This window comes from Pseudomonas sp. S07E 245 (assembly GCF_019599025.1).
GTDB lineage: Bacteria > Pseudomonadota > Gammaproteobacteria > Pseudomonadales > Pseudomonadaceae > Aquipseudomonas > Aquipseudomonas shirazensis.
The window spans coordinates 3,888,228-3,909,336 of sequence record NZ_CP080625.1 but is presented as its reverse complement, the minus strand read 5'-3'; the positions used below and the strand labels follow the sequence as shown (position 1 = coordinate 3,909,336).

Here is a 21,109-nt window from a genome sequence, read left to right as displayed (position 1 = left end):
TTGCGCCAATGGCTTGTTGATACTGGTCAACGACGCGTGCGTTGCGCCACGGCTGCCAGGCAGACGGGCGCAGCGGATACGCTGTTACTGGCTGGTCAAGGCTGCATGGCCTGGCTGTATACGGGCTGCTGGCGTTGGTCAGTCTCGCCCAACTCGTTGATGCAGTAGTTGATGTAGTACAGGTTGAGGACGAAGGTGTTGAAGCCGTTCATGCGAAAGTGGATCTGGTTGTTGCCGTGGGCGAAGGCCAGCAGTATGCGTCGGGCATTGAATGCCCAGACGATTTGCAGCACAAGGGCAGCAATGCTCAGCAAGCCGGCTGCAATTTCCAAGGCCAGTTGCTCATCGTTGATGAACAGGCCGCTCAGGCCCGTGCAGACAAACATCCAGATAATGTAGGTCTCACTGCACGCCTCTTGGCCGGTGGCTTCACGCAGGTGCTGATTGGTCTTGTACAGCCACAGCAGCAGGTACAGGCCGCCGGTCGCCATGGTCAGCAGCACCATGTGCAGCGTCTTGCGGTTGACCTTGTTCATGAGTTCGCTTGGGGATGTCATAGCGCTTCCGATTTTCGAGTGTGAAAAACGGGCTGAGACATTGCGTGTCTTGGGAGGCAGTCCATGCTCAACCATCGTCCTTGGGGGCTATCTGCTCAGGGAGGGCAGATTCGGCGCGGATGATAGCACGGGGCCACACATGCTCTGCGGCCTGCTGATTAAATCCCAGGCATAAAAAAACCCTGAATCTTTTGATTCAGGGTTTTAGTGTTTTGGTGCCCAGAGACGGAGTCGAACCGCCGACACGAGGATTTTCAATCCTCTGCTCTACCGACTGAGCTATCTGGGCAACGGGGCGCATTAAAAGACTTTTTCAGGTTTGCGTCAACGACTTTTTGAAAATTTTTTAAATTAATTCCGTCGCTTACGCTTTTACGGGGTCATTCGCTAGGCGGAACGTAGCCTTCGGCCTTGGCGTAGTCCTCGCCGGAGAAGTACTTGTCCATCTCCACCTGGAGGAATTTGCGGTCCTCGGCGTTCATCATGTTCAGGCGCTTCTCGTTGATCAGCAGGGTCTGGTGCTTGAGCCAATCACCCCAGGCTTGCTGGGAGATGTTGTCGAAGATGTCCTGGCCCTTGGCACCCGGGTACGGTGGGCGCTCGAGGCCGGGCAGTTCCTGGTGGTATTTGCGGCAGTTCACGGTGCGGGTCATTGCGGCTCTCCTGCAATCAATTCGTCGGCCGCGCGTTTCAGCAGCTTCTTGACCGGGGCGGCGAGGCCCAGGCGCGGCGGGGTGGCGAGGTTATACCAGAGCCAGTCAGGCTCGGCCACGTGCGTACCCAGTGGGTCGACGCGCACCAGCCAGGGCTCGATGGCCAACTGGAAATGGCTGAAGGTATGGGTAAGGCCGTCCAGCGCCTGTGTGCCGTTCAGGCGCAGGCCGTGCTGATAGGCAAGGTCATCGAGCTGCTTGAGGTCATCCAGCTCAGGCAGGCTCCACAAACCGCCCCACAGGCCGCTAGACGGGCGCCGGTAGAGCAGGATGGCGCCCTCGCGGTTGGCCAGCATCGGCATCAGCGTGCGCCGCTGTGGCAACGCCTTGCGTGGCTTGGGCTCGGGGTAGTGGGTTTCCTGGCCGAGCAGGTGCGCTTCGCAGCCGCGCTGCAGCGGGCAGATCAGGCATTTGGGCTTGCTGCGGGTACACAGGGTTGCGCCAAGGTCCATCATCGCCTGGGTGTAGTGGTTGGCCCGGGCTTGTGGGGTGTAGCGCTCGGCTGTCGCCCACAAGGCATTGGCAACCTTGGGTTCGCCCGGATAACCGCCCTGGGCGGTGAAACGGGCCAGCACGCGCTTGACGTTGCCGTCGAGGATCGGCGCGCGGATGCCCATGCTGATGCTGGCGATCGCGCCGGCTGTGGAGCGGCCAATGCCGGGCAGCTCGGTGAGCTGCTCGACACTGCGCGGGAACTCGCCACCGTGTTGGCTGACGACGATCTGCGCGGCCTTCTGCAGGTTGCGGGCGCGGGTGTAGTAACCGAGCCCGGTCCACAGGTGCAGCACTTCGTCTTCCGGCGCTTCGGCCAGGGCCTGCACGGTGGGCAGGGCCTGCATGAAGCGGTCGAAGTAGTTCAGCACGGTGCTGACCTGGGTCTGCTGCAGCATGATTTCCGAGACCCACACCCGGTATGGGTTGATGTCTTGCTGCCAGGGCAGGTCGTGGCGGCCGTGCTGGTCATACCATGCCAGCACGGCGCCGGAGAATTGCTCGGGGCTCATCGTTTGAACAGCCCCTTGAGCGCGTCTTTGAGTTCCGGGCTGACCTTGTCGCCCAGCTTCTCATCGAGTTTCTCGTCGATCTTGTCCTTGAGGCGGTTGCCGGCCAGCTTGGCGGCGACCTTGCCCAGGCCGTCCTGATCCAGGCGGCAGGCTTTGGCACCCAGTTCCAGCGGGCCACGGCAGCGCAGTGGCAGCTCGACGCCGACAAAGCGCTCGTTGACCTGGCAGGCAGGGTCCGGCATGGCGCGTTGGTCACCTTCGACCACCACGCCAACGCGGTAGTCCATACCGAGCACGCGCAGGTCTAGGTCGCCCTGGCCGTTGACGGTCAGGCCGGGAATGCGCGCTTTCAGGTCAGGGTTGCTGGCCACGCCGTTACGCACTACCAGGCTGCCGCGCAGCTCTTGGAATGGAGTGTCCTTGCCACGCGGGTCGCCGCTCAACTGTTTGCGGTTGAGGGTGGCGATGGCCTGGCACAGCTGCTGCTCAAGGTTGGCATTGACCAGCACACCATCGTTGATGGTGAAGTTGGCGTTGCCGTTGAGGGTGTCGATCAGCGCTTTCTGACTGTTGCCGCTGGCGGTGAGGTCGCTGCTCAGGGTCAGCAGGCCTTTGACCGGCGGCGCCTGTTCCGGGTTGTCGGACTTGATGAAGTGCTCGACCGGGACCCGGTTGATCTTGGTGTTGATGCCGATCTGCGGCACGGCCGGGCGTACGTCGACGCTGCCCGTTGCTTCAAAGGTGCCGTTATACAACTCGCCGCGCAGGCTTTGCAGAGCAATCAAACCGCCCTGGCCGCTGGCCTTGAGTTGGGCATCGTTGATCGGCAGTTTGTCCAGGGTCAGTGCGCCAAAGCTCAGGTCGGCTTGCAGGTCGAGGGCACGCAGACGGTCGACCGGCAGCAGTTTGTCGGTGCTCCAGGCAACCTGGGTCGGTGCGCTTGGCAGCGGCGAGCTGCCGGCACCGGCAACGGCGGTTGCTTCCTGCTGCTGGACCTCGGCCTGACGCGCCGCCTTGGCGCCCTTGGCCTGCTCGCTTTTGGCCGGGAAGTAGCGATCGGCGTCGAACTTGTCGCCTTTGAGCTGAATGCGCAGGGCTTGCTTGGCGAAGTCTTCAACCGCTACGCGGCCACTGAAGCTGCTGTCATCCAGTTTCACTGCCAGGCCTTCCAGAGCCAGGCTGGTCGGGCTGGCGCTGAGCCGGCTGACCAGCTCCAGTTTGCTGAAGGCGGCCGGGTCGGCAGTGGCTGGCAATGGCTGGCCAATGCTGTCGAGGAAGGTGCGCAGGTCGAACTGGGCGATGGAGATACCGCCGCCGACCAGCGGCGTCTTGTCCAGCTCGCGCACGTTCAGCTCACCCAGTGCACGCAACTGGTTGGCGGAAACCTTCAGGCCATTCCAGGACGCGACATTGGCAGCCATGTCGACCAGCAATTGGCCCTGAGCAGCAAAGGTCATGCTCTTGCCGGCAAACGGCTCGCCCGAGGCTTCGCCGGACAGGCGCATGTCTTCGAGGTTGTAGCGCTTGAGCTTGCGATCAAAGCGCAGTTCGCCGGCCAGTTCGCTGCGCACCTTGATGTTCGGTTGCGCGGCGCTTATGAAGGCGCTGGCCTTGAGCGGGATGTTCGCTCCTTCGTGGACCGCGCCGGTGCTCAGCTGGATGCTCTCGGCGGTCAGGCTCTGGCCAGTCTTGGCATCGGTGTACTGCACGCGGGCGTTGTTCACGGTCAGGCTGTCGATATCCAGCTTGACCGAGCGCTCGCTGGCGCTTTCTTCGCTGCCTGTTGGTTCGCTCGGCGCCGGCGCAGGCTGGCCAGGCGTGGTGCTGGCCTGGGTCGGCAGTGGTTTGCCGATGTCCTGCCAGTTTCCGTGGCCGTTTTCGTCACGCACCAGACTCAGGTTGAGGCCCTCGACGCGTACGTCGCTCATCTGCACTTCACGGCGCAGCAATGGCAGCACGCGCACCGACAGGCCGAGCATCTGCAGGTCGGCAAACGGTTCGGTGGGTTTGTTCAGGGTGGCGATGCTGGCTTCATGCAGCTCCAGGCCCAGCCATGGGAACAGGCTCCAGCCAATGTCGCCGTTGAGGGTCAGCTCGACATGAGCCTTGTCCCGTGCCAGCTGGCGAATCTCGTCTTTATAGTCGTTGGGATCGAAGAGGTGGGTCAGGGCAAAGCCCAGTGCCACGATGATCAGCAGCAACCCGAGAAGCCCCAGCCCCAGGATTTTGCCGAACGCTTTCATGGGCGAGTCCTTGTAGTCCGAAATGAAAATTCAAGCGCCAGAGTATAGCGCCGTGGCTGGTTAGCCTGAGTACCCGCCAGTAGATATAGGTTATTTCCTGCCTAAGTATCGGTTTCGCCGGGTTGCGCAGCCTGGTTCTACTCAGGCTTATCAGTTTCTGACCGCCAGCTACTCTACAGTTCAGCCGGCTTGCGCAGGTGGCAAAAAATAACGATGTCAGATTGCTTCCATTGAGCGTTTCAGCTGGTTAACCTTGCGCCGCTTTCGCCGCATTACGCGACCGATTGTCGCGGATGCCGTGAATGTCCGATCGCAGCGTGCGTGCAGCCAACCAGGCCGAAGAGCCGAAGGCAACGTCTACTTACAAGAGGAAACACCATGAGCAGCAGTACTGCGGGAGAAGCGGCGCGCGCGCCGGGCTTCCTGTCCAAGGAGCGCATCATCGCCCGGCCGGGCTTCAACCGTTGGCTGGTGCCCCCAGCAGCGCTGGCAATCCACCTGTGCATCGGCATGGCGTACGGTTTCTCGGTGTTCTGGCTGCCGTTGTCGCAAGCCATCGGCATCACCGCACCGGTTGCCTGTTCGGCGGACATGGGCTTCATCGCGCGGATGTTCAGCGCCGAGTGTGACTGGCCGATCTCGATGCTGAGCTGGATCTACACGCTGTTCTTCGTCTTCCTCGGCTGCTCGGCTGCCGTGCTCGGCGGCTGGCTGGAACACGCCGGCCCACGCAAGGCTGGCCTGGTTTCGGCGCTGTGCTGGTGCGGTGGCCTGCTGATCTCGGCGATCGGCATCAAGACCCACCAGCTGTGGCTGATGTGGCTCGGCTCGGGGGTGATCGGTGGTATCGGCCTGGGCCTGGGCTATATCTCGCCAGTGTCGACCCTGATCAAGTGGTTCCCGGACAAGCGCGGCATGGCTACCGGCATGGCGATCATGGGCTTTGGCGGCGGCGCGATGGTCGGCGCTCCCCTGGCCACTGCGCTGATGGGCCATTTCGGCAGCTCGGTCGAAGTCGGCGTGTGGCAGAGCTTTGTGGTCATGGCGGCGATCTACTTCGTGTTCATGACGGCTGGCGCTCTGACTTACCGCGTACCGCCAACCGGCTGGAAGCCTGAGGGCTGGACGCCGCCGGCGAAAAAAGCCAACGCGATGGTCACCGACCGTCACGTGCATGTCAGCGTTGCCTGGAAAACCCCACAGTTCGCGCTGGTCTGGCTGGTGCTGTGCCTGAACGTTTCGGCCGGTATCGGCATCCTCGGCATGGCCTCGCCACTGCTGCAGGAAGTGTTCGCCGGCAAGCTGATCGGCAACGAGCTGAGCTTCAGCGAGCTGAACAGCGCGCAACTGGCGCAGATCGCGGCAATCGCCGCCGGCTTCACCGGCCTGCTCAGCCTGTTCAACATTGGTGGGCGGTTCTTCTGGGCTTCGTTCTCCGACTACATTGGCCGCAAGAACACCTACTTTGCCTTCTTCGCCCTCGGCGTCGGCCTCTACAGCCTGGTGCCTAACATGGGCCATCTGGGCAACGTGGCGCTGTTCGTGGCGGCGTTCTGCATCATCCTGTCGATGTACGGTGGTGGTTTCGCGACGGTGCCGGCTTACCTGGCTGACCTGTTCGGTACGCAGATGGTCGGTGCAATCCATGGTCGCCTGCTGACCGCCTGGGCTGCTGCTGGCGTGCTCGGCCCGGTGCTGATCACCTATCTGCGCGAGTCGCAACTGGCGGCCGGGGTTGCCCGTGCGGCGGCCTACGACATGACCTTGTACATCCTCGCCGGCCTGCTGGTGCTGGGCTTTATCTGCAACGCCCTGGTGCGTCCGGTGGCCGACAAGTACTTCATGACCGATGCCGAGCTTGCGGCCGAGCGCGCGCTGAGCCACGACAAAGGCGTCGACAATGCTCGCTCGCTGGAATGGCACGCCGCGCCGGGCAGCCTGCCGCTGGTGCTGCTGGCCTGGGCCGTGGTGGTGATTCCGCTGGCGTGGGGTATCTGGATTACCCTGCAAAAGACTGCCGTACTGTTCCACTGACAACCGCGCTGGCTGGCTTGCATGCCAGCCAAACCGGGTAAAACGCGGGTAAATTCGCTGTCGCAGGGTGCTTATAGCCCTGGTGCCAGTGGGTTTACCCGCGTTTGCATTTGCCCCGGTGAGTTGCCATATGTCATCCGCGTTTCAAGCTGGCGCGTTCTAGGCCTATAATGTCGACCTTTTCGCCCAATGATTTTGCGGAGCTGGTGATGGTCGAACGTAAGGCTTCCGTCGAGCGCAATACCCTGGAAACCCAGGTGAAGGCCTCGATCAACCTCGATGGCAGTGGCAAGGCCCGATTCGATATCGGCGTGCCCTTCCTTGAACACATGCTCGACCAGATCGCCCGGCACGGGCTGATCGATCTGGACATCGAATGCAAGGGCGACCTGCATATCGATGATCACCACACCGTCGAAGACGTCGGCATCACCCTCGGCCAGGCGTTTGCCAAGGCCGTTGGCGACAAAAAAGGCATCTATCGTTACGGTCACGCCTATGTGCCGCTCGATGAAGCCTTGTCGCGTGTGGTCATCGACTTCTCCGGCCGCCCAGGCCTGTCGATGCACGTGCCTTACACCCGGGCTTCGGTCGGGGGCTTCGATGTCGACCTGTTCCAGGAGTTCTTCCAGGGCTTCGTCAACCATGCGCTGGTCACCCTGCACATCGACAACCTGCGCGGGCACAACACCCACCACCAGATCGAGACCGTGTTCAAAGCCTTCGGCCGTGCCCTGCGCATGGCGGTCGAGCAGGACGAGCGCATGGCCGGGCAAATGCCGTCGACCAAGGGATGCCTGTAAATGCAGACCGTAGCCGTAATCGACTATGGCATGGGCAACCTGCACTCGGTGGCCAAGGCGCTTGAGCACGTTGGCGCCGGCAAGGTGCTGGTCACCAGCGACGCTGCGGTGATCCGCGAGGCCGATCGCGTGGTGTTCCCCGGTGTAGGCGCTATTCGCGACTGCATGGCCGAGATTCGCCGGCTGGGCTTTGACAGCCTGGTCCGTGAAGTCAGCCAGGACCGGCCGTTTCTCGGCATCTGTGTCGGCATGCAAGCGCTGCTCGAGCACAGCGAAGAAAACGACGGCGTCGATTGCATCGGCTTGTTCCCCGGCCAGGTGCGCTTCTTCGGCAAGGACCTGCAAGAGCAGGGCGAGCACCTCAAGGTGCCGCACATGGGCTGGAACGAAGTCAGCCATGCCATCGAGCACCCGCTCTGGCATGACATCCCAGACCGTGCCCGCTTCTACTTCGTGCACAGCTACTACATCAATGCCGGCAAGCCTGGCCAGGTAGTCGGTCGCGGCCACTACGGCGTCGACTTCGCTGCTGCGCTGGCCGAAGGCTCGCGCTTTGCCGTGCAGTTCCACCCGGAGAAGAGCCATACCCATGGCCTGCAGTTGCTGCAGAACTTCGCTGCCTGGGATGGCCGCTGGTAAATGAGCAAGTCGCGGACCAAGCCACCGATCCTGACCCTCGCCCCCGAACAGGAGCGCGAGGCCCTGGACAAGCTCAAGCGCTTTCTTGAAGACCGCTTCGAGCTTGAACTGGGGTCGTTCGAGGTGGCCGAGGTCCTCGACCTGTTTTCCCGAGAAGTGGCTCCGTATTACTACAACAGGGCGATTGCCGATGTTCAGCTGCACCTCAAGGAGCGGTTCGAGAGCATCGAAAGCGACCTGTGGGCGCTCGAGAAGCCCTGAACCCCAACGATTAGACAGGTTGCCAAGATGCTGATTATTCCCGCTATCGATCTCAAGGACGGTGCTTGCGTGCGCCTGCGTCAGGGCCGCATGGAAGACTCCACGGTGTTCTCCGATGACCCGGTGAGCATGGCCGCCAAATGGGTCGAGGGTGGCTGCCGCCGCCTGCACCTGGTTGACCTCAACGGCGCCTTCGAAGGCCAGCCGGTCAACGGCGAAGTGGTTACTGCCATCGCCAAACGCTACCCACAACTGCCAATCCAGATCGGCGGCGGTATCCGTTCGCTGGAAACCATCGAGCACTACATCAAGGCTGGCGTCAGCTACGTGATCATCGGCACCAAGGCGGTCAAGCAGCCTGAGTTCGTCGCCGAAGCGTGCAAGGCGTTTCCGGGCAAGGTCATCGTTGGCCTGGACGCCAAGGACGGTTTCGTCGCCACCGACGGCTGGGCTGAAGTCAGCTCGGTGCAGGTGATCGACCTGGCCAAGCGTTTCGAGGCTGATGGCGTGTCGGCAATCGTCTACACCGACATCGCCAAGGACGGCATGATGCAGGGCTGCAACGTGCCCTTCACCAAAGCCCTGGCCGAAGCCACGCGCATCCCAGTGATCGCCTCGGGCGGCATCCACAACCTGGGTGACATTCGTGCCCTGCTCGACGCCAAGGCGCCGGGGATCGTCGGTGCCATCACTGGCCGGGCGATCTACGAAGGTACCCTGGACGTCGCCGAGGCCCAGGCCTTCTGCGACACCTACCAAGGCTGAGGAGCAACCCATGGCACTGGCCAAGCGCATCATCCCTTGCCTGGACGTGGACAACGGCCGGGTGGTCAAGGGCGTCAAGTTCGAGAACATCCGCGATGCCGGTGACCCGGTGGAAATCGCCCGTCGTTACGACGAGCAGGGCGCCGACGAGATCACCTTTCTCGACATCACCGCCAGTGTCGATGGCCGTGACACGACCTTGCATACCGTCGAGCGCATGGCCAGCCAGGTGTTCATCCCGCTGACCGTGGGCGGTGGCGTGCGCACCGTGCAGGATATTCGCAACCTGCTCAATGCTGGTGCCGACAAGGTCTCGATCAATACCGCGGCGGTGTTCAACCCCGAGTTCGTCGGCGAGGCTGCGCAGCGTTTTGGCTCGCAGTGCATCGTGGTCGCCATTGACGCGAAGAAGGTCTCTGGCCCGGGCGAAACCCCGCGCTGGGAGATTTTCACCCACGGCGGGCGCAAGCCGACCGGGCTCGATGCAGTCGAGTGGGCGAAGAAGATGGAAGGCCTGGGTGCCGGTGAGATTCTGCTGACCAGCATGGATCAGGACGGCATGAAAAACGGCTTTGATCTGGGCGTGACCCGGGCCATCAGCGATGCGCTGGGGATTCCGGTGATTGCCTCAGGTGGTGTGGGCAACCTGCAGCACCTGGCGGACGGCATTCTGGAAGGGCATGCCAGCGCGGTGCTGGCAGCGAGTATCTTCCACTTTGGCGAATACACCGTGCCCGAGGCCAAGGCTTACATGGCCGCGCGCGGTATCGTCGTTCGCTGAGCCATTGTATTGGGGCCGCTTTGCGGCCCTTCGCGGGTGAACCCGCTCCCACAGGGTCACGGCGGCGCTGCAAAACCTGTGGGAAGGGTTTACCCGCGAAGGGCTGCGAAGCAGCCCCAATAGCAGTCAACCGTGATTTTTGCCGAGCAACGCGTGATACAGCTCGGTATCGCCAAGAATCCCGACCACCTTGTCGTTATCCTGCAACACCAGCTTGTTGCCGGTCTGATAGCGAATCTGCAGCGCTTCGCGCATGCCGATATCGGCGTGCACCACGGTCGGGCGACGGTCGAGCAACGCCACATCCTGCCCCGGCGCCCAGTTCTGCATGTCCATGCCGTTCTGGCCCTGGCGTGCGCGGGTTAACGAGTTGCCTTCGCCCAGGTCGAGCCAGGAGTCGCCACTCGGGTCCAGACACACGGAGCCATTGACGCGCTTGCACTTGTCCAGGGTGCGCATCAGGCTGCGTCCGCACAGCACGTTGAGTGGGTTGGTGTGGGCAACGAAGGTGCGCACGTATTCATCGGCTGGGTTCAGCACGATTTCTTCGGGCTTGCTGTACTGGATGATCCGGCCGTCTTTCATGATCGCGATGCGGCTGCCCAGCTTGAGCGCCTCGTCGAGGTCGTGGCTGACGAACACGATGGTCTTGTTCAGCTTGCTCTGCAGCGCCAGCAGCTCGTCCTGCAGGCCTTGGCGGATCAGCGGGTCGAGGGCCGAGAACGGTTCGTCCATCAGCAGAATGTCGGCATCCATGGCCAGGGCGCGGGCCAGGCCGACACGCTGTTGCATACCGCCGGAGAGCTCATCAGGTTTTTTGTTGCGCCACTGGGTCAGGCCAACCAGCTCGAGCTTCTCGTCCACCAGCTTGCGCCGGTCCTTCTCGGGCCTGCCTTGCATCTCCAGGCCAAAACTGATGTTTTCCCGCACCGTCAGCCACGGCATCAGGGCGAACTTCTGGAACACCATGGCGATGCGCTTGGTGCGCATCATCTTCAGTTCGGCCGGGGTGCAGTGGGCGATGTCGATGTGCTTGCCTTCGTGCTCGACAAACAGCTTGCCGCGGCTGACCGTGTTAAGGCCGTTGATGCAGCGCAGCAGGCTCGACTTGCCCGAACCGGACAAGCCCATCAGCACGCAGATTTCGCCTTTCTGGATGTCCAGGTTGGCCTTTTCGACGCCGACCACCAGGCCGGTCTGCTTGAGAATCTGCTCGCGGGTCTGGCCCTGGTCGAGCAGCGACAACGCCTCGCGCGGCTTGTTGGTGAAGATGACGTCGACGTCTTCGAATCGAATGATGCTCATGCCTCACTCCTTGCCGTAGCTTCAGGTTGCTTGCAGATACGGTCGAGCATGATTGCCAGCAGCACGATCGCCAGGCCTGCTTCGAAGCCCAGGGAGATATCAGCGGTGTTCAGTGCGTTGACCACAGGTTTGCCCAGGCCGTCAGCGCCGACCAGGGCGGCGATCACCACCATCGACAGCGACAGCATGATGCATTGGGTGACGCCAGCGGCAATGCTCGGCATTGCGTGCGGCAGTTCGATGCGCGTCAGCAGTTGCCGGCGCGAGCAGCCAAAGGCCTTGCCGGCATCGAGCAGCTCTTGCGGTACGTCGCAGATGCCCAGGTAGGTCAGGCGAATCGGCGCGGCAATCGCAAACACCACGGTAGAGATCAGCCCCGGCACTACGCCCAGGCCGAACAGGGTCAGGGTTGGGATCAGGTAGACGAAGGTGGGTACCGTCTGCATCAGGTCGAGTACCGGGCGCAGGCCGGTGTAGAACATCGGTTTGTGCGCGGCAAGAATGCCCACCGGCACGCCGATGGCAACGCATACCACCGTGGCGAAGGTGACCTGGGCGAGGGTCTCCATGGTTTCCTGCCAGTAGCCCAGGTTGAGAATCAGCAGAAACGACAGTGCGACAAAGGCCGTCAGCGACCATTTGCGCTGGATCAAGTGCGCCAGCGCGGCAAACAGTGCGATCAGCACCAGTGGGTTGAACCAGGTCAGGGCGCTGGTCACCCCGTGAATCATGAACTCCAGGCCTTGAGCGATGGCATCGAAATAATCTGCGCCGTTCTGAGTCAGCCATTCGACGAACGACGCGATGTACTGCCCCAGAGGTATTTTCTGATCAATAAGCATGATAGCGAGCTTCCACCTGCATAGATTGGAATCAGTCCGGGGCAGGCACGGTCCTGCCCCGAGAGAGTGCCGGTTGTGTGTTGGTTATTGCGCCAACTTGGCCTTGGCTGCCTCCAGCCCTGGTTTGCCATCTACGGTGGTGACTCCGGCGAGCCAGGTATCGAGCACTTGTGGGTTGTTTTTCAGCCACGCCTTGGCCGCGGCATCAGGCTTCATCTTGTCGTCGAGCACATTGCCCATCAGCTCGCTTTCCATGTTGAGCGAGAACGACAGGTTCTTCAGCAACTGGCCAACGTTGCTGCACTCCTGGGTGTAGCCCTTGCGGGTGTTGGTCAGCACGGTGGCCTTGCCAAAATCAGGGCCGAAGAAGTCGTCGCCGCCGGTCAGGTACTGCATCTTGAAGCGCTTGTTCATTGGGTGCGGTTCCCAGCCGAGGAACACCACCGCTTCACCGCGCTTCTGCGAGCGATCGACCTGCGACAGCATGCCTGCTTCACTGGACTGGACGATCTTGAAACCGGCCGTCTTGAGGCCGAAGGCATCCTTGTCGATCATGCTCTGGATGGTGCGGTTGCCATCGTTGCCAGGCTCGATGCCGTAAATCTTGCCGCCCAGTTCGTCTTTGAATTTGGCAATGTCGGCGAAGTCTTTCAGGCCCTTGTCATACAGCGCCTGTGGCACTGCCAGGGTGTACTTGGCGTTTTCCAGGTTGGCGCGTACGGTCTCGACGGTACCGGCGTCGCGGTACTGTTTGATGTCGTTTTCCATGGTCGGCATCCAGTTGCCGAGGAATACATCCAGATCCTTGCCTGCGGCCAGCGACTTGTAGGTTACCGGGACCGAGATCATGGTGGTGTGGGTCTTGTAACCCAGCGCTTCGAGCACCGCACTGGTAACCGCCGTGGTTACCGTGATGTCGGTCCAGCCGACATCGGAAAAACGTACCGTCTGACACTGTTCCGGCTCTGCAGCCTGAGCCAGCAACGGTGCCGTGAGCATCGCAACCAGCAACAGCGAGGGTGAACCTTTCATAGGTGGACTCCTGTAGTTTTTTCTTCGGGTTCGCGTGGGTCGCCGGGGCTTCTCAGGGTCCGGTCGACCAGGCCTGCAGAGGGCAGGTTGCGTGGCCGTGCAATACGAGTCGCTTTCGATAATCCTCCAGCGCCGGGCAATCGCCTACTGCCTGAGTCGCATCCAGTACAGGATGGGTCGTATCCAGTACGGGCAATGTCGCATATGGATTTTTCCACCCCCTGCACCCCCTCTTTGCGGCATTTGCCCAGCCGAAAACGGCTTGAACAGTGGCGTAGCAGCGCCAGTACATCGCGGCGCGGCCTGACAAAAGTACGTCGGTTGCAGACGGCGAGTGGCGGCGCAAAAGGCTGATGATGCGGGTAATAGCGGCAGCTCGCAGGTTCAGCCTAGCAGTTGCCAGACGCGCCACATGGCGCGGCCAGACAAGCCCAGCAAGAGGTGTTCCGACCATGGCCATCAGCGTGTTCGACCTGTTCAAGATTGGTGTAGGGCCTTCCAGCTCGCACACTGTCGGCCCAATGCGCGCCGCAGCGCTGTTCGTCGAGGGTTTGCGTGAGCGCGGCGAGCTTGAACAAGTGACGCGTATCGAGGTGCGCCTGTATGGCTCGCTGTCGGCCACCGGCATCGGCCATGGCACCGATCACGCCACCATCATGGGCCTGATGGGCGAATGGCCAGACGCCATTGACCCAAGCCAGATCGTCCCGCGTATTGCCGATCTGCGCGAAACCAATACCCTGTTGCTGGACAACCGCCTGCCGGTCGAATTTGTCTGGGCGCGCGACATGCTGCTGCTCGACGAGAACCTGCCGTACCACCCCAACGCCATGACCTTGAAGGCCGAGGGCGCGCACGGCGAGCTGCACCAGGACACTTATTACTCGGTTGGCGGCGGCTTTGTGGTCGACGCCAAGCAGGCTGCCAGCGGTGTGCTCGATGCAGATCAGACCGAGCTGCCGTACGATTTCAACAGCGCTGCCGAGTTGCTCCGGCTGTGCAAGCAAAACGACCTCAGCGTGTCGCAATTGATGCTGGCCAACGAGAAGGTCTGGCGCAGCGAGGCAGAGATTCGCGCCGGCCTGATCAAGCTCTGGAGCGCCATGCAGGACTGCGTCAACAACGGCTTGAAGCATGAAGGGATCCTGCCTGGTGGGCTCAATGTGCGTCGCCGGGCAGCCAAGCTGCACCGCAGCCTGCAAGAGCTGGGCAAGCCCAACGTGATCGGCTCGACCCTCAGTGCAATGGAGTGGGTCAACCTGTTCGCCCTGGCGGTCAACGAAGAAAACGCCGCCGGCGGGCGCATGGTCACCGCGCCTACCAATGGCGCTGCCGGGATCATCCCGGCGGTGCTGCATTACTTCATGCGCTTCTCCGACGTGGTCGATGAAAGCCACGTCGTTGACTTCCTCCTGGCTGCAGCTGCGGTAGGCATTCTGTGCAAGAAGAACGCCTCGATCTCGGGCGCCGAAGTGGGCTGCCAGGGTGAAGTCGGCTCCGCCTGCGCGATGGCCGCCGCCGGCCTGGCTCAAGTGCTTGGGGCAACTCCGGCGCAACTGGAAAACGCCGCCGAAATTGCTCTGGAGCACAATCTCGGCCTGACCTGCGACCCGGTCGGCGGGTTGGTTCAGGTGCCGTGCATCGAGCGCAATGCAATTGCCGCAGTGAAGGCAATCAACGCAGTGCAGATGGCCTTGCGCGGTGATGGCGAGCACTTCATCTCGCTCGATCAGGTAATCCGCACCATGCGCGATACCGGCGCCGACATGCACGACAAGTACAAGGAGACCTCCCGCGGAGGTCTTGCCGTCAGCGTCATCGAATGCTGATTCAGCGTTGATTCCCAAGGGCCGCATGCGGCCCTTTTTTGCAGCCGAATGTGCACCTCGCACAACTCGAAATTGCCATTAATGACCACTGCGCCTCTTTTTGGTGCGCCGGTCATCTGTATTTTCAAACAAGTTGTTTAACAGGCTGATACTGGAGCGGTGACAGGGTTACATGTCGTTTAGAGACATGTTTCCCAGCACTGCTACTTAAATGCTCACTGGCGATAACGAAAAGCCCTACGGCGGGGCTTGCGGCTAGAACTATCGCGGTAGCAGAAGCCCATGGCCGCTGGTGCGCAAGGTCGTTTTTGGACTTTGTTGGCGGGCCATTCAATTTAGGCATGCCAATTGCGTTGTAATCGGTAGTGCTATTAACAGAGCCCCCGCAGACGAACTGGGGCCATGACAAGAACCAGTGCCCGCCTGAGGCACCCCTGTATTTGAGTGAGGAGAAATCGCGATGACGTCGTACACTTCCGGGACCCAAACCCAGAACCGCAGCGCACCCCAGTCCATCGGATTTCTTCTCCTGGACAACTTCACCCTGATATCTCTGGCGTCGGCGGTAGAGCCGCTGCGCATGGCCAACCAACTGTCGGGTCGCGAGCTGTATCGCTGGCATACCCTGACCGTCGATGGCGGCCAGGTGTGGGCCAGCGATGGCTTGCAGATCACCCCGGATGCCTCCATGCACGCCGCGCCGCAGATCGATACGGTGATTGTCTGCGGCGGTGTCGGCATTCAGCGCACGGTTACCCGCGAGCACGTCACCTGGCTGCAGGCGCAAGCGCGTCAGTCGCGTCGCCTCGGTGCGGTGTGCACCGGCAGCTGGGCCCTGGCTTGTGCCGGCCTGCTCGACGGCTTTGATTGCAGCGTGCACTGGGAGTGCCTGGCGTCGATGCAGGAGGCGTTCCCGCGGGCCAACATGAGCACCCGCCTGTTCACCCTCGACCGCAACCGCTTCACCAGCTCCGGTGGCACCGCGCCGCTGGACATGATGCTGCACCTGATCAGCCGTGATCACGGCCGTGAACTGTCGGCAGCCATCTCCGAGATGTTTGTCTACGAGCGCATCCGCAACGAACAGGATCACCAGCGCGTGCCGCTCAAGCACATGCTCGGCACCAACCAGCCGAAGCTGCAAGAGATCGTCGCGCTGATGGAAGCCAACCTCGAAGAGCCGATCGATCTCGACGAGCTGGCAGTCTATGTCGCCGTCTCGCGTCGTCAGCTCGAGCGCCTGTTCCAGAAGTACCTGCATTGCTCGCCGTCGCGTTACTACCTCAAGCTGCGCCTGATCCGCGCTCGCCAGTTGCTCAAGCAGACGCCGATGTCGATCATCGAAGTGGCTTCGGTGTGCGGTTTCGTTTCCACGCCGCATTTCTCCAAGTGCTACCGCGAGTACTTCGGCATTCCGCCGCGCGATGAGCGCGTCGGCTCCAACACCACCCAGCAGGTGGCAATGATGCCAATTCCGCAGGCCATGACCCTGTCGCCGCACAGTGGGCCGTTGGCTGCACTGAGCCAGGCGCGCAACGAGTCTACGTTTGCCAGCGTAAGGCTGTAACTCTCAGCAGGCCTTCGCGGATTTGCCGCGAAGGCGGGGCTAGGTAGCGTGAATCGGTTGATAATGATTCTCGACTACAGGTAACATCGCCGCCCCGAGCATTGCTGGCATACCACCCCGTGGCGGACGACAAACTGCAGCTGTACCTGAGCCACCGGGCGGCGTTGCTTGATTACGCCGCGCCGATCGTAGGTTGTCGCGCCCGCGCCGAGGATGTTGTGCAGGAGGCCTGGTTGCGTTTCAGCCGCCAGGACGACAGCGCCGACATCCGCCACCCAGCCAGCTACCTGTACCGCATCGTGCGCAACCTGGCGCTCGATCAAACCCGCCGCAATGCCACCGAAAAGGCCCAGCCCGGCGGCGATGAGCTGCTTGCCGATATACCCTCCAGTAGCGCCTCCCCGGAGCAATCCGTCAGCCAGCAGAATGAGCTGGTGGCCATCAGCCGCGCGCTGGAAGAGCTGCCCGAGCGCACGCGTCTGGCGTTTGAGATGCATCGCCTCGGCGGCTTCACCTTGCAGCAGGTGGCCAATCACCTGAACGTCTCGGTCAGCCTCGTCCATCAACTAGTGCACGATGCCCTGCGCCATTGTCTGGAGCGGCTGGAGGGCGATCTTTGAAAGCATCTGTGAAAAAACCACGCGCTGCCGCGTCTTTTGCTCAACGGGCCGACTCTATGCGACCCTTCGCGCCCGCTAATCCACAGGAGACTGGCCGCACATGACGTCAGCAGACCCCGCTTCCAGCCGTCGTGACCAGGCGCTGGACTGGCTCCTGCGTGTGCAGCAGGCGCCCGACGACATTCAGCTGCGGGCTGAGCTTGCGCAGTGGTGCGCCAGCGATGTGGCCAATGCCGAGGCCTATGGCAAGGCCGAGCGGGTCTGGCGCCTGACCGCTCAACTGACGCCGACCAGCGCTGCCCAGTGGCCGCTGCCGGTAACCAGCAATCCCGTTTCGCTGCCGCCAGCGGCTCGGCCAACGCGGCGCCGGCGGCGCTGGCTCGGCGCGGCTGTAGCTGCCTGCTTGCTGGTGGCGCTGGCGCCTTCGCTCAGCTTGCGCATGCAGGCCGACTACCGCACCGGCCAGGGCGAGACCCGCGACATTACCCTGGCAGATGGCAGTGTGGTGCAGATGGACAGCGACAGCGCCATCGCCGTCCAGTACGCCGGCACTCAACGCGATGTGCGTCTGCTCGCCGGGCAGGCCTTCTTCAAAGTCATCCCGGACGCTACCAGGCCGTTTCATGTCCGCGCCGACGCTGTGCAGGTGACGGTTACCGGCACTGCTTTCAATGTTGAGCTGCGCCCGCAGCAGGTGGACGTCGAGGTCGAGCACGGCTCGGTGCGCGTCGCTGATGCCAGCCAGGCGCGGGTGTTGTCCAGCGCGCTGACGGCGGGGGAGCGCCTGCGCTATATCGACGGGTTGGTCCAGGTCCGCACGTTCCAGCCGTCGCAGGCGGCCGCCTGGCGCAAGGGCCAGTTGATTGCCGATGACGTCTCGATAGCCGAGCTGATCGGCGAGCTTGAGCGTTACCTGCCAGGCAAGGTGCTGTTGCGTGACCAGAGCCTTGGCAGCAAACGCGTGACCGGCGTGTATGACCTGCGCAAACCCCAGGCGGCGCTGAACGCCGTGTTGCGGCCACATGGCGGCAAGGTCGAAAATTTTGGTCCCTGGTTGCTTGTCGTCAGCCGGCCTTGAGGCCTGGTCGGGGCTGAGCGAAAGCCCTGAAGCCATTCCCAGAAAAAATATTTCAAAATTTTCTGAAAAATCCCCGAACCACCCCGTCTTCTACCCCGCGCGCAATAACTGAGATCGATTCGTATTCTATTTGCTACCCGGACTGTGTTCGGGGCGGGGACGTGGGATGACTGTAGTAACAAGCCGTAGGTCGCGCCCAGCGCGGGGTTGGTCGTTGCGCCTGAAGAACGTCGCAGGCAGCGGCATGCTTGGGTTGTGCTGCTTGTTTGGCGCGCTGCCAGCGCATGCCGAAGAGGCCGCCGAGCGCACGCTGTTGAGCCAGGTGCACATGTTCGACATCCCCGCGCAGAACCTCGCTATCGCGCTGATCAACTTCGGCCAGCAGAGCAACCTGCAGGTGACGGTCGACCCAGACCTGCTCGACGGCCTGCAATCGAGCGCCATCAGCGGCCAGTTCAGCAGCGAAATCGCCCTGTCGCGCTTGCTCCAGGGCAGCGGCCTGGCCTGGGACTACGAGTACGGCGCGCTGGTCTTTCGTCGCCTGCAAAGCGCCGCCGACGGCGCGCTGGAGCTGCATAACACGGTAGTTCTCGGCGATACCGAAGAAAACAGCTACATGGGCGCCACGGTCATCGACCGCAAGGCGATCAAAGCCTTCCCCGGGGCCAACGGCGACATCACCACGCTGCTGCAGATGCACCCCAACGTGCAGTTCAGCACCGACCAGAAAAGCTCGAACACGCCCGGCGAAATCGACCCGGCCGACATCAGCATCAACGGCGCCAGGTTCTATCAGAACAACTTCATGATCGATGGCATCTCGATCAACAATGACCTTGACCCCGGTGCCCACGGTTACAACGAAACCCGCCAGTTCGACTCGGCGCCGAGCCGCTCCCACGGCATCGCGCTGGACGCCGACCTGCTTGAAGAAGTGAAGGTCTACGACAGCAACGTGCCGGTCGAGTTTGGCGGCTTCAATGGCGGTGTGGTCGATGCCATTACCCGCCGCCCGAGCCAGGATCTGCACGGCAAGATTTCCTACGCCATGACCCGTTCGGAGTGGACCAGCTACCACATCACCCGGGAAAACAAAGAGAACTTCGAGACCTCGTCGAACGAGAAAAATCAGCCTGAGTTCACCAAGACGACATTGCGCGGCACCCTCGAGGGCCACCTCACCGACAACTTCGGCGCGTTGCTGAACTTCTCGCAGAAGCGCTCGTACCTGCCCCTGCGCGGCTACGCCAACGGCTACAGCAGCCCCACCAGCGACAACGACCAGGAGCAGACCCGCCAGCTCGACAACTTCCTGCTCAAGACCTACTGGACGGTCAACGACCGCCTGACCCTGGACACCTCGATCGTCTACGCGCCACAGGAAAACACCTACTACCGGGAAGACTACCGGGACTCCGGCTACACCAATATCAATGGCGGCTGGCAGGGCTCGTTCAAGGCCATCTATGAGGGCGACAACGCGCGCTGGACTCAGCAACTGGCCATGAGCGATCTGTATGCGTCGCGCGAGTCTGATCGCGATCAGGAGATCAAGTGGTACTGGTCCGATAGCAAGGACTGGGGTAACCCGGGGCTGAACAATGCGCGCAGCTCGGAGGGTGGTTTTGGTGATATCTACCAGACCCAGCGCAGCCTCGACTACAAGCTCAAGGCCGACTGGCAGACCTTCAACCTGGGCAGCAGTACCCACAGCCTGACCACAGGCCTTGAACTTGGCTACCAGCAAGCCACTTGGGAGCGGGAAGACTCGGCGTTGTCTATCACCACCCTCAAACGCGACAACGGTGCCTGCGGCGGCAGCGACCCATGGTGCTCCAACGGGTTGCTGCTTACTGGTCAGAATCGCCAATGGGGCTCGGCGATGATGAACTACGGTGCCGGCAAAATCGACATGGCGCAGAAGAAGTACGCTTTGTTCATTCAGGATGAAATCGGCTACGGCAACCTTACCCTGCGCCCGGGCCTGCGCTATGAGGGTGACGACTACATGGAGAAGAAAAGCCTGGCGCCGCGCTTTGCCGGCGACTACGACTTCTTCGGTGATCGCAGCACAGTGCTGGTGTTCGGCGCCAACCGTTACTACGGTCGCAACCTGTTCAAGTACCGACTTGCCGATGGGCGCCAGGGTTTTACCAATCGTTATACCCGCACTGCCCAGTCTGACGACTGGACCCTGGCCAGCCGCAACCCGAACCTGAGCAAGTTCTCGACGATGGACATCCCCTACGACGATGAGTGGATGCTGGGTCTAAATCAACGCTGGTTCAACACCGAGTTCCAGCTCAAGTACGTCAACCGCACCGGCAAGGGGCAGATCTACCGGACTCGTCCGTATTACTACCTCGACGCCAAGGACATCCCCGAGGGCTACAGCAAGGATTACTACACCTACCTCAATGCGGGCAGCAGCAAGAGTGAAAACCTCAGCCTGACGGTCACGCCGATGCAGCCGCTGCGTTTCCATGGCACCAGCACCAGTGTGCAATTGGCACTGGACTGGTCGCGTTCCAAAAATGCTTATGGCGCCACCTACGAAGCAGGCCTGGACGGCGACCAGCTGGACAACGAAGACGTGGTGCTCGACGGCAAGCGCATCGCTTACCACGAACTACCGGCCAGCGACTTCAATCGGCCGTGGACCGGGCGCCTGACCACCATCACCGACATCCCTCAGTGGAACCTGTCGGTAAGCAACTTCTTCCGCTACCGCGGCCCGTACGACCAGGTAGTCGGGGTCAGCCCGGATGCCGAGGTCAACGGTGAGGTGCTCAAGCGTTACGAAACCGTAGCCACCCCCGGCGCGCCAACCTGGGACATGCGTGTGGCCTGGGAGATCCCGACCGGCAAGGACCAGGCGATGTTCGTCAATGTCGACGTGACCAACGTCACTGACCGGGTCAACAAGATCGCCAGCCGCGAGTCGGTCAGCCTGGTCAGCTACGAAGTCGGCCGCCAGTACTGGCTGGAAGTCGGCTACCGCTTCTGATCCTCCTATAAAAAACCGTGGACACCCTG

18 protein-coding genes and 1 tRNA gene are annotated in these 21,109 nt (G+C 61.8%); 11 read left to right on the top strand and 8 right to left on the bottom strand.

The features are described 5' to 3' along the window. Window positions 1–95 precede the first annotated feature (95 nt). The 5 genes from K3F44_RS17985 to K3F44_RS17965 form a co-directional block, all read right to left on the bottom strand. On the bottom strand, window positions 96–557 hold the full coding sequence (locus K3F44_RS17985; RefSeq protein WP_220632694.1) for a DUF4234 domain-containing protein: 462 nt from the start codon (window positions 555–557) through the stop codon (window positions 96–98). A 213-nt stretch (window positions 558–770) separates the two neighbouring features. Then, window positions 771–846, bottom strand: a tRNA-Phe gene (locus K3F44_RS17980). A 91-nt stretch (window positions 847–937) separates the two neighbouring features. Continuing rightward, window positions 938–1,210 carry an oxidative damage protection protein gene (locus K3F44_RS17975; RefSeq protein WP_101322505.1) on the bottom strand — a complete coding sequence of 91 codons (273 nt, stop codon included), beginning with the start codon at window positions 1,208–1,210 and terminating at the stop codon, window positions 938–940. Then, window positions 1,207–2,274, bottom strand: coding sequence for an A/G-specific adenine glycosylase (mutY, locus tag K3F44_RS17970; RefSeq protein WP_181108065.1), 1,068 nt, complete (start codon window positions 2,272–2,274; stop codon window positions 1,207–1,209). Before mutY ends, K3F44_RS17975 begins: the two co-directional genes overlap by 4 nt. Beyond that, window positions 2,271–4,517 (bottom strand): AsmA family protein, encoded by a 2,247-nt coding sequence (locus K3F44_RS17965; protein WP_101322503.1) that lies wholly within the window; start codon window positions 4,515–4,517, stop codon window positions 2,271–2,273. Before K3F44_RS17965 ends, mutY begins: the two co-directional genes overlap by 4 nt. 378 nt (window positions 4,518–4,895) lie before the next feature. Here K3F44_RS17965 and K3F44_RS17960 point away from each other — a divergent pair, with 378 nt between their 5' ends. From K3F44_RS17960 to hisF, 6 genes are all read left to right on the top strand, one after another. Next, complete coding sequence (locus K3F44_RS17960; RefSeq protein ID WP_101322502.1) at window positions 4,896–6,551, top strand: OFA family MFS transporter; 1,656 nt, start codon at window positions 4,896–4,898, stop codon at window positions 6,549–6,551. Between the two features lie 209 nt (window positions 6,552–6,760). After that, complete coding sequence (gene hisB, locus K3F44_RS17955) at window positions 6,761–7,354, top strand: imidazoleglycerol-phosphate dehydratase HisB (RefSeq protein ID WP_101323128.1); 594 nt, start codon at window positions 6,761–6,763, stop codon at window positions 7,352–7,354. Further along, a complete protein-coding gene (gene hisH, locus K3F44_RS17950) occupies window positions 7,355–7,993 on the top strand; it encodes an imidazole glycerol phosphate synthase subunit HisH (protein ID WP_101322501.1) in 639 nt (212 codons plus the stop codon). It begins immediately after the preceding gene. Beyond that, entirely contained in the window at window positions 7,994–8,254 is a 261-nt protein-coding gene (locus K3F44_RS17945) for a DUF2164 domain-containing protein (protein WP_101322500.1), read from the top strand. A 27-nt stretch (window positions 8,255–8,281) separates the two neighbouring features. After that, entirely contained in the window at window positions 8,282–9,019 is a 738-nt protein-coding gene (gene hisA / locus K3F44_RS17940; RefSeq protein ID WP_101322499.1) for a 1-(5-phosphoribosyl)-5-[(5-phosphoribosylamino)methylideneamino]imidazole-4-carboxamide isomerase, read from the top strand. 10 nt (window positions 9,020–9,029) lie between these two features. Beyond that, complete coding sequence (hisF, locus tag K3F44_RS17935) at window positions 9,030–9,800, top strand: imidazole glycerol phosphate synthase subunit HisF (RefSeq protein WP_101322498.1); 771 nt, start codon at window positions 9,030–9,032, stop codon at window positions 9,798–9,800. Window positions 9,801–9,926: 126 nt separating this feature from the next. On the opposite strand, the gene choV is transcribed toward hisF, so the two are convergent. The 3 genes from choV to K3F44_RS17920 all read right to left on the bottom strand — a co-directional run bounded on the left by choV (window position 9,927) and on the right by K3F44_RS17920 (window position 12,979). Then, window positions 9,927–11,105, bottom strand: coding sequence for a choline ABC transporter ATP-binding protein (gene choV, locus K3F44_RS17930; RefSeq protein ID WP_101322497.1), 1,179 nt, complete (start codon window positions 11,103–11,105; stop codon window positions 9,927–9,929). Further along, the gene (choW, locus tag K3F44_RS17925; protein ID WP_178080849.1) at window positions 11,102–11,950 is read right to left on the bottom strand and encodes a choline ABC transporter permease subunit; all 849 of its coding nucleotides are present in this window, start codon (window positions 11,948–11,950) and stop codon (window positions 11,102–11,104) included. The genes choV and choW overlap by 4 nt, the downstream gene beginning before the upstream one ends. Window positions 11,951–12,031: 81 nt before the next feature. Further along, complete coding sequence (locus K3F44_RS17920; protein WP_101322495.1) at window positions 12,032–12,979, bottom strand: choline ABC transporter substrate-binding protein; 948 nt, start codon at window positions 12,977–12,979, stop codon at window positions 12,032–12,034. Window positions 12,980–13,431: 452 nt separating this feature from the next. On the opposite strand from K3F44_RS17920, the gene K3F44_RS17915 reads away from it, so the two are divergent. The 5 genes from K3F44_RS17915 (at window position 13,432) to K3F44_RS17895 (ending at window position 21,080) form a co-directional block, all read left to right on the top strand. After that, window positions 13,432–14,808 carry an L-serine ammonia-lyase gene (locus K3F44_RS17915; RefSeq protein WP_101322494.1) on the top strand — a complete coding sequence of 459 codons (1,377 nt, stop codon included), beginning with the start codon at window positions 13,432–13,434 and terminating at the stop codon, window positions 14,806–14,808. A gap of 460 nt (window positions 14,809–15,268) precedes the next feature. Further along, window positions 15,269–16,375 (top strand): GlxA family transcriptional regulator, encoded by a 1,107-nt coding sequence (locus K3F44_RS17910; protein WP_101322493.1) that lies wholly within the window; start codon window positions 15,269–15,271, stop codon window positions 16,373–16,375. Window positions 16,376–16,494: 119 nt separating this feature from the next. After that, a complete protein-coding gene (locus K3F44_RS17905) occupies window positions 16,495–16,995 on the top strand; it encodes a sigma-70 family RNA polymerase sigma factor (RefSeq protein ID WP_150570473.1) in 501 nt (166 codons plus the stop codon). A 100-nt stretch (window positions 16,996–17,095) separates the two neighbouring features. Continuing rightward, window positions 17,096–18,073: a FecR domain-containing protein gene (locus K3F44_RS17900; protein WP_188036812.1), complete on the top strand. Its 978-nt coding sequence runs from the start codon at window positions 17,096–17,098 to the stop codon at window positions 18,071–18,073. Window positions 18,074–18,287: 214 nt separating this feature from the next. Beyond that, on the top strand, window positions 18,288–21,080 hold the full coding sequence (locus K3F44_RS17895) for a TonB-dependent receptor (RefSeq protein WP_259407001.1): 2,793 nt from the start codon (window positions 18,288–18,290) through the stop codon (window positions 21,078–21,080). Window positions 21,081–21,109 lie beyond the last annotated feature (29 nt).

Coding starts and splice junctions, on each gene's coding strand:
- K3F44_RS17985 (WP_220632694.1), bottom strand. CDS start 557: ATGACATCCCCAAGCGAACTCATGAACAAGGTCAACCGCAAGACGCTG.
- K3F44_RS17975 (WP_101322505.1), bottom strand. CDS start 1,210: ATGACCCGCACCGTGAACTGCCGCAAATACCACCAGGAACTGCCCGGC.
- mutY (WP_181108065.1), bottom strand. CDS start 2,274: ATGAGCCCCGAGCAATTCTCCGGCGCCGTGCTGGCATGGTATGACCAG.
- K3F44_RS17965 (WP_101322503.1), bottom strand. CDS start 4,517: ATGAAAGCGTTCGGCAAAATCCTGGGGCTGGGGCTTCTCGGGTTGCTG.
- K3F44_RS17960 (WP_101322502.1), top strand. CDS start 4,896: ATGAGCAGCAGTACTGCGGGAGAAGCGGCGCGCGCGCCGGGCTTCCTG.
- hisB (WP_101323128.1), top strand. CDS start 6,761: ATGGTCGAACGTAAGGCTTCCGTCGAGCGCAATACCCTGGAAACCCAG.
- hisH (WP_101322501.1), top strand. CDS start 7,355: ATGCAGACCGTAGCCGTAATCGACTATGGCATGGGCAACCTGCACTCG.
- K3F44_RS17945 (WP_101322500.1), top strand. CDS start 7,994: ATGAGCAAGTCGCGGACCAAGCCACCGATCCTGACCCTCGCCCCCGAA.
- hisA (WP_101322499.1), top strand. CDS start 8,282: ATGCTGATTATTCCCGCTATCGATCTCAAGGACGGTGCTTGCGTGCGC.
- hisF (WP_101322498.1), top strand. CDS start 9,030: ATGGCACTGGCCAAGCGCATCATCCCTTGCCTGGACGTGGACAACGGC.
- choV (WP_101322497.1), bottom strand. CDS start 11,105: ATGAGCATCATTCGATTCGAAGACGTCGACGTCATCTTCACCAACAAG.
- K3F44_RS17920 (WP_101322495.1), bottom strand. CDS start 12,979: ATGAAAGGTTCACCCTCGCTGTTGCTGGTTGCGATGCTCACGGCACCG.
- K3F44_RS17915 (WP_101322494.1), top strand. CDS start 13,432: ATGGCCATCAGCGTGTTCGACCTGTTCAAGATTGGTGTAGGGCCTTCC.
- K3F44_RS17910 (WP_101322493.1), top strand. CDS start 15,269: ATGACGTCGTACACTTCCGGGACCCAAACCCAGAACCGCAGCGCACCC.
- K3F44_RS17900 (WP_188036812.1), top strand. CDS start 17,096: ATGACGTCAGCAGACCCCGCTTCCAGCCGTCGTGACCAGGCGCTGGAC.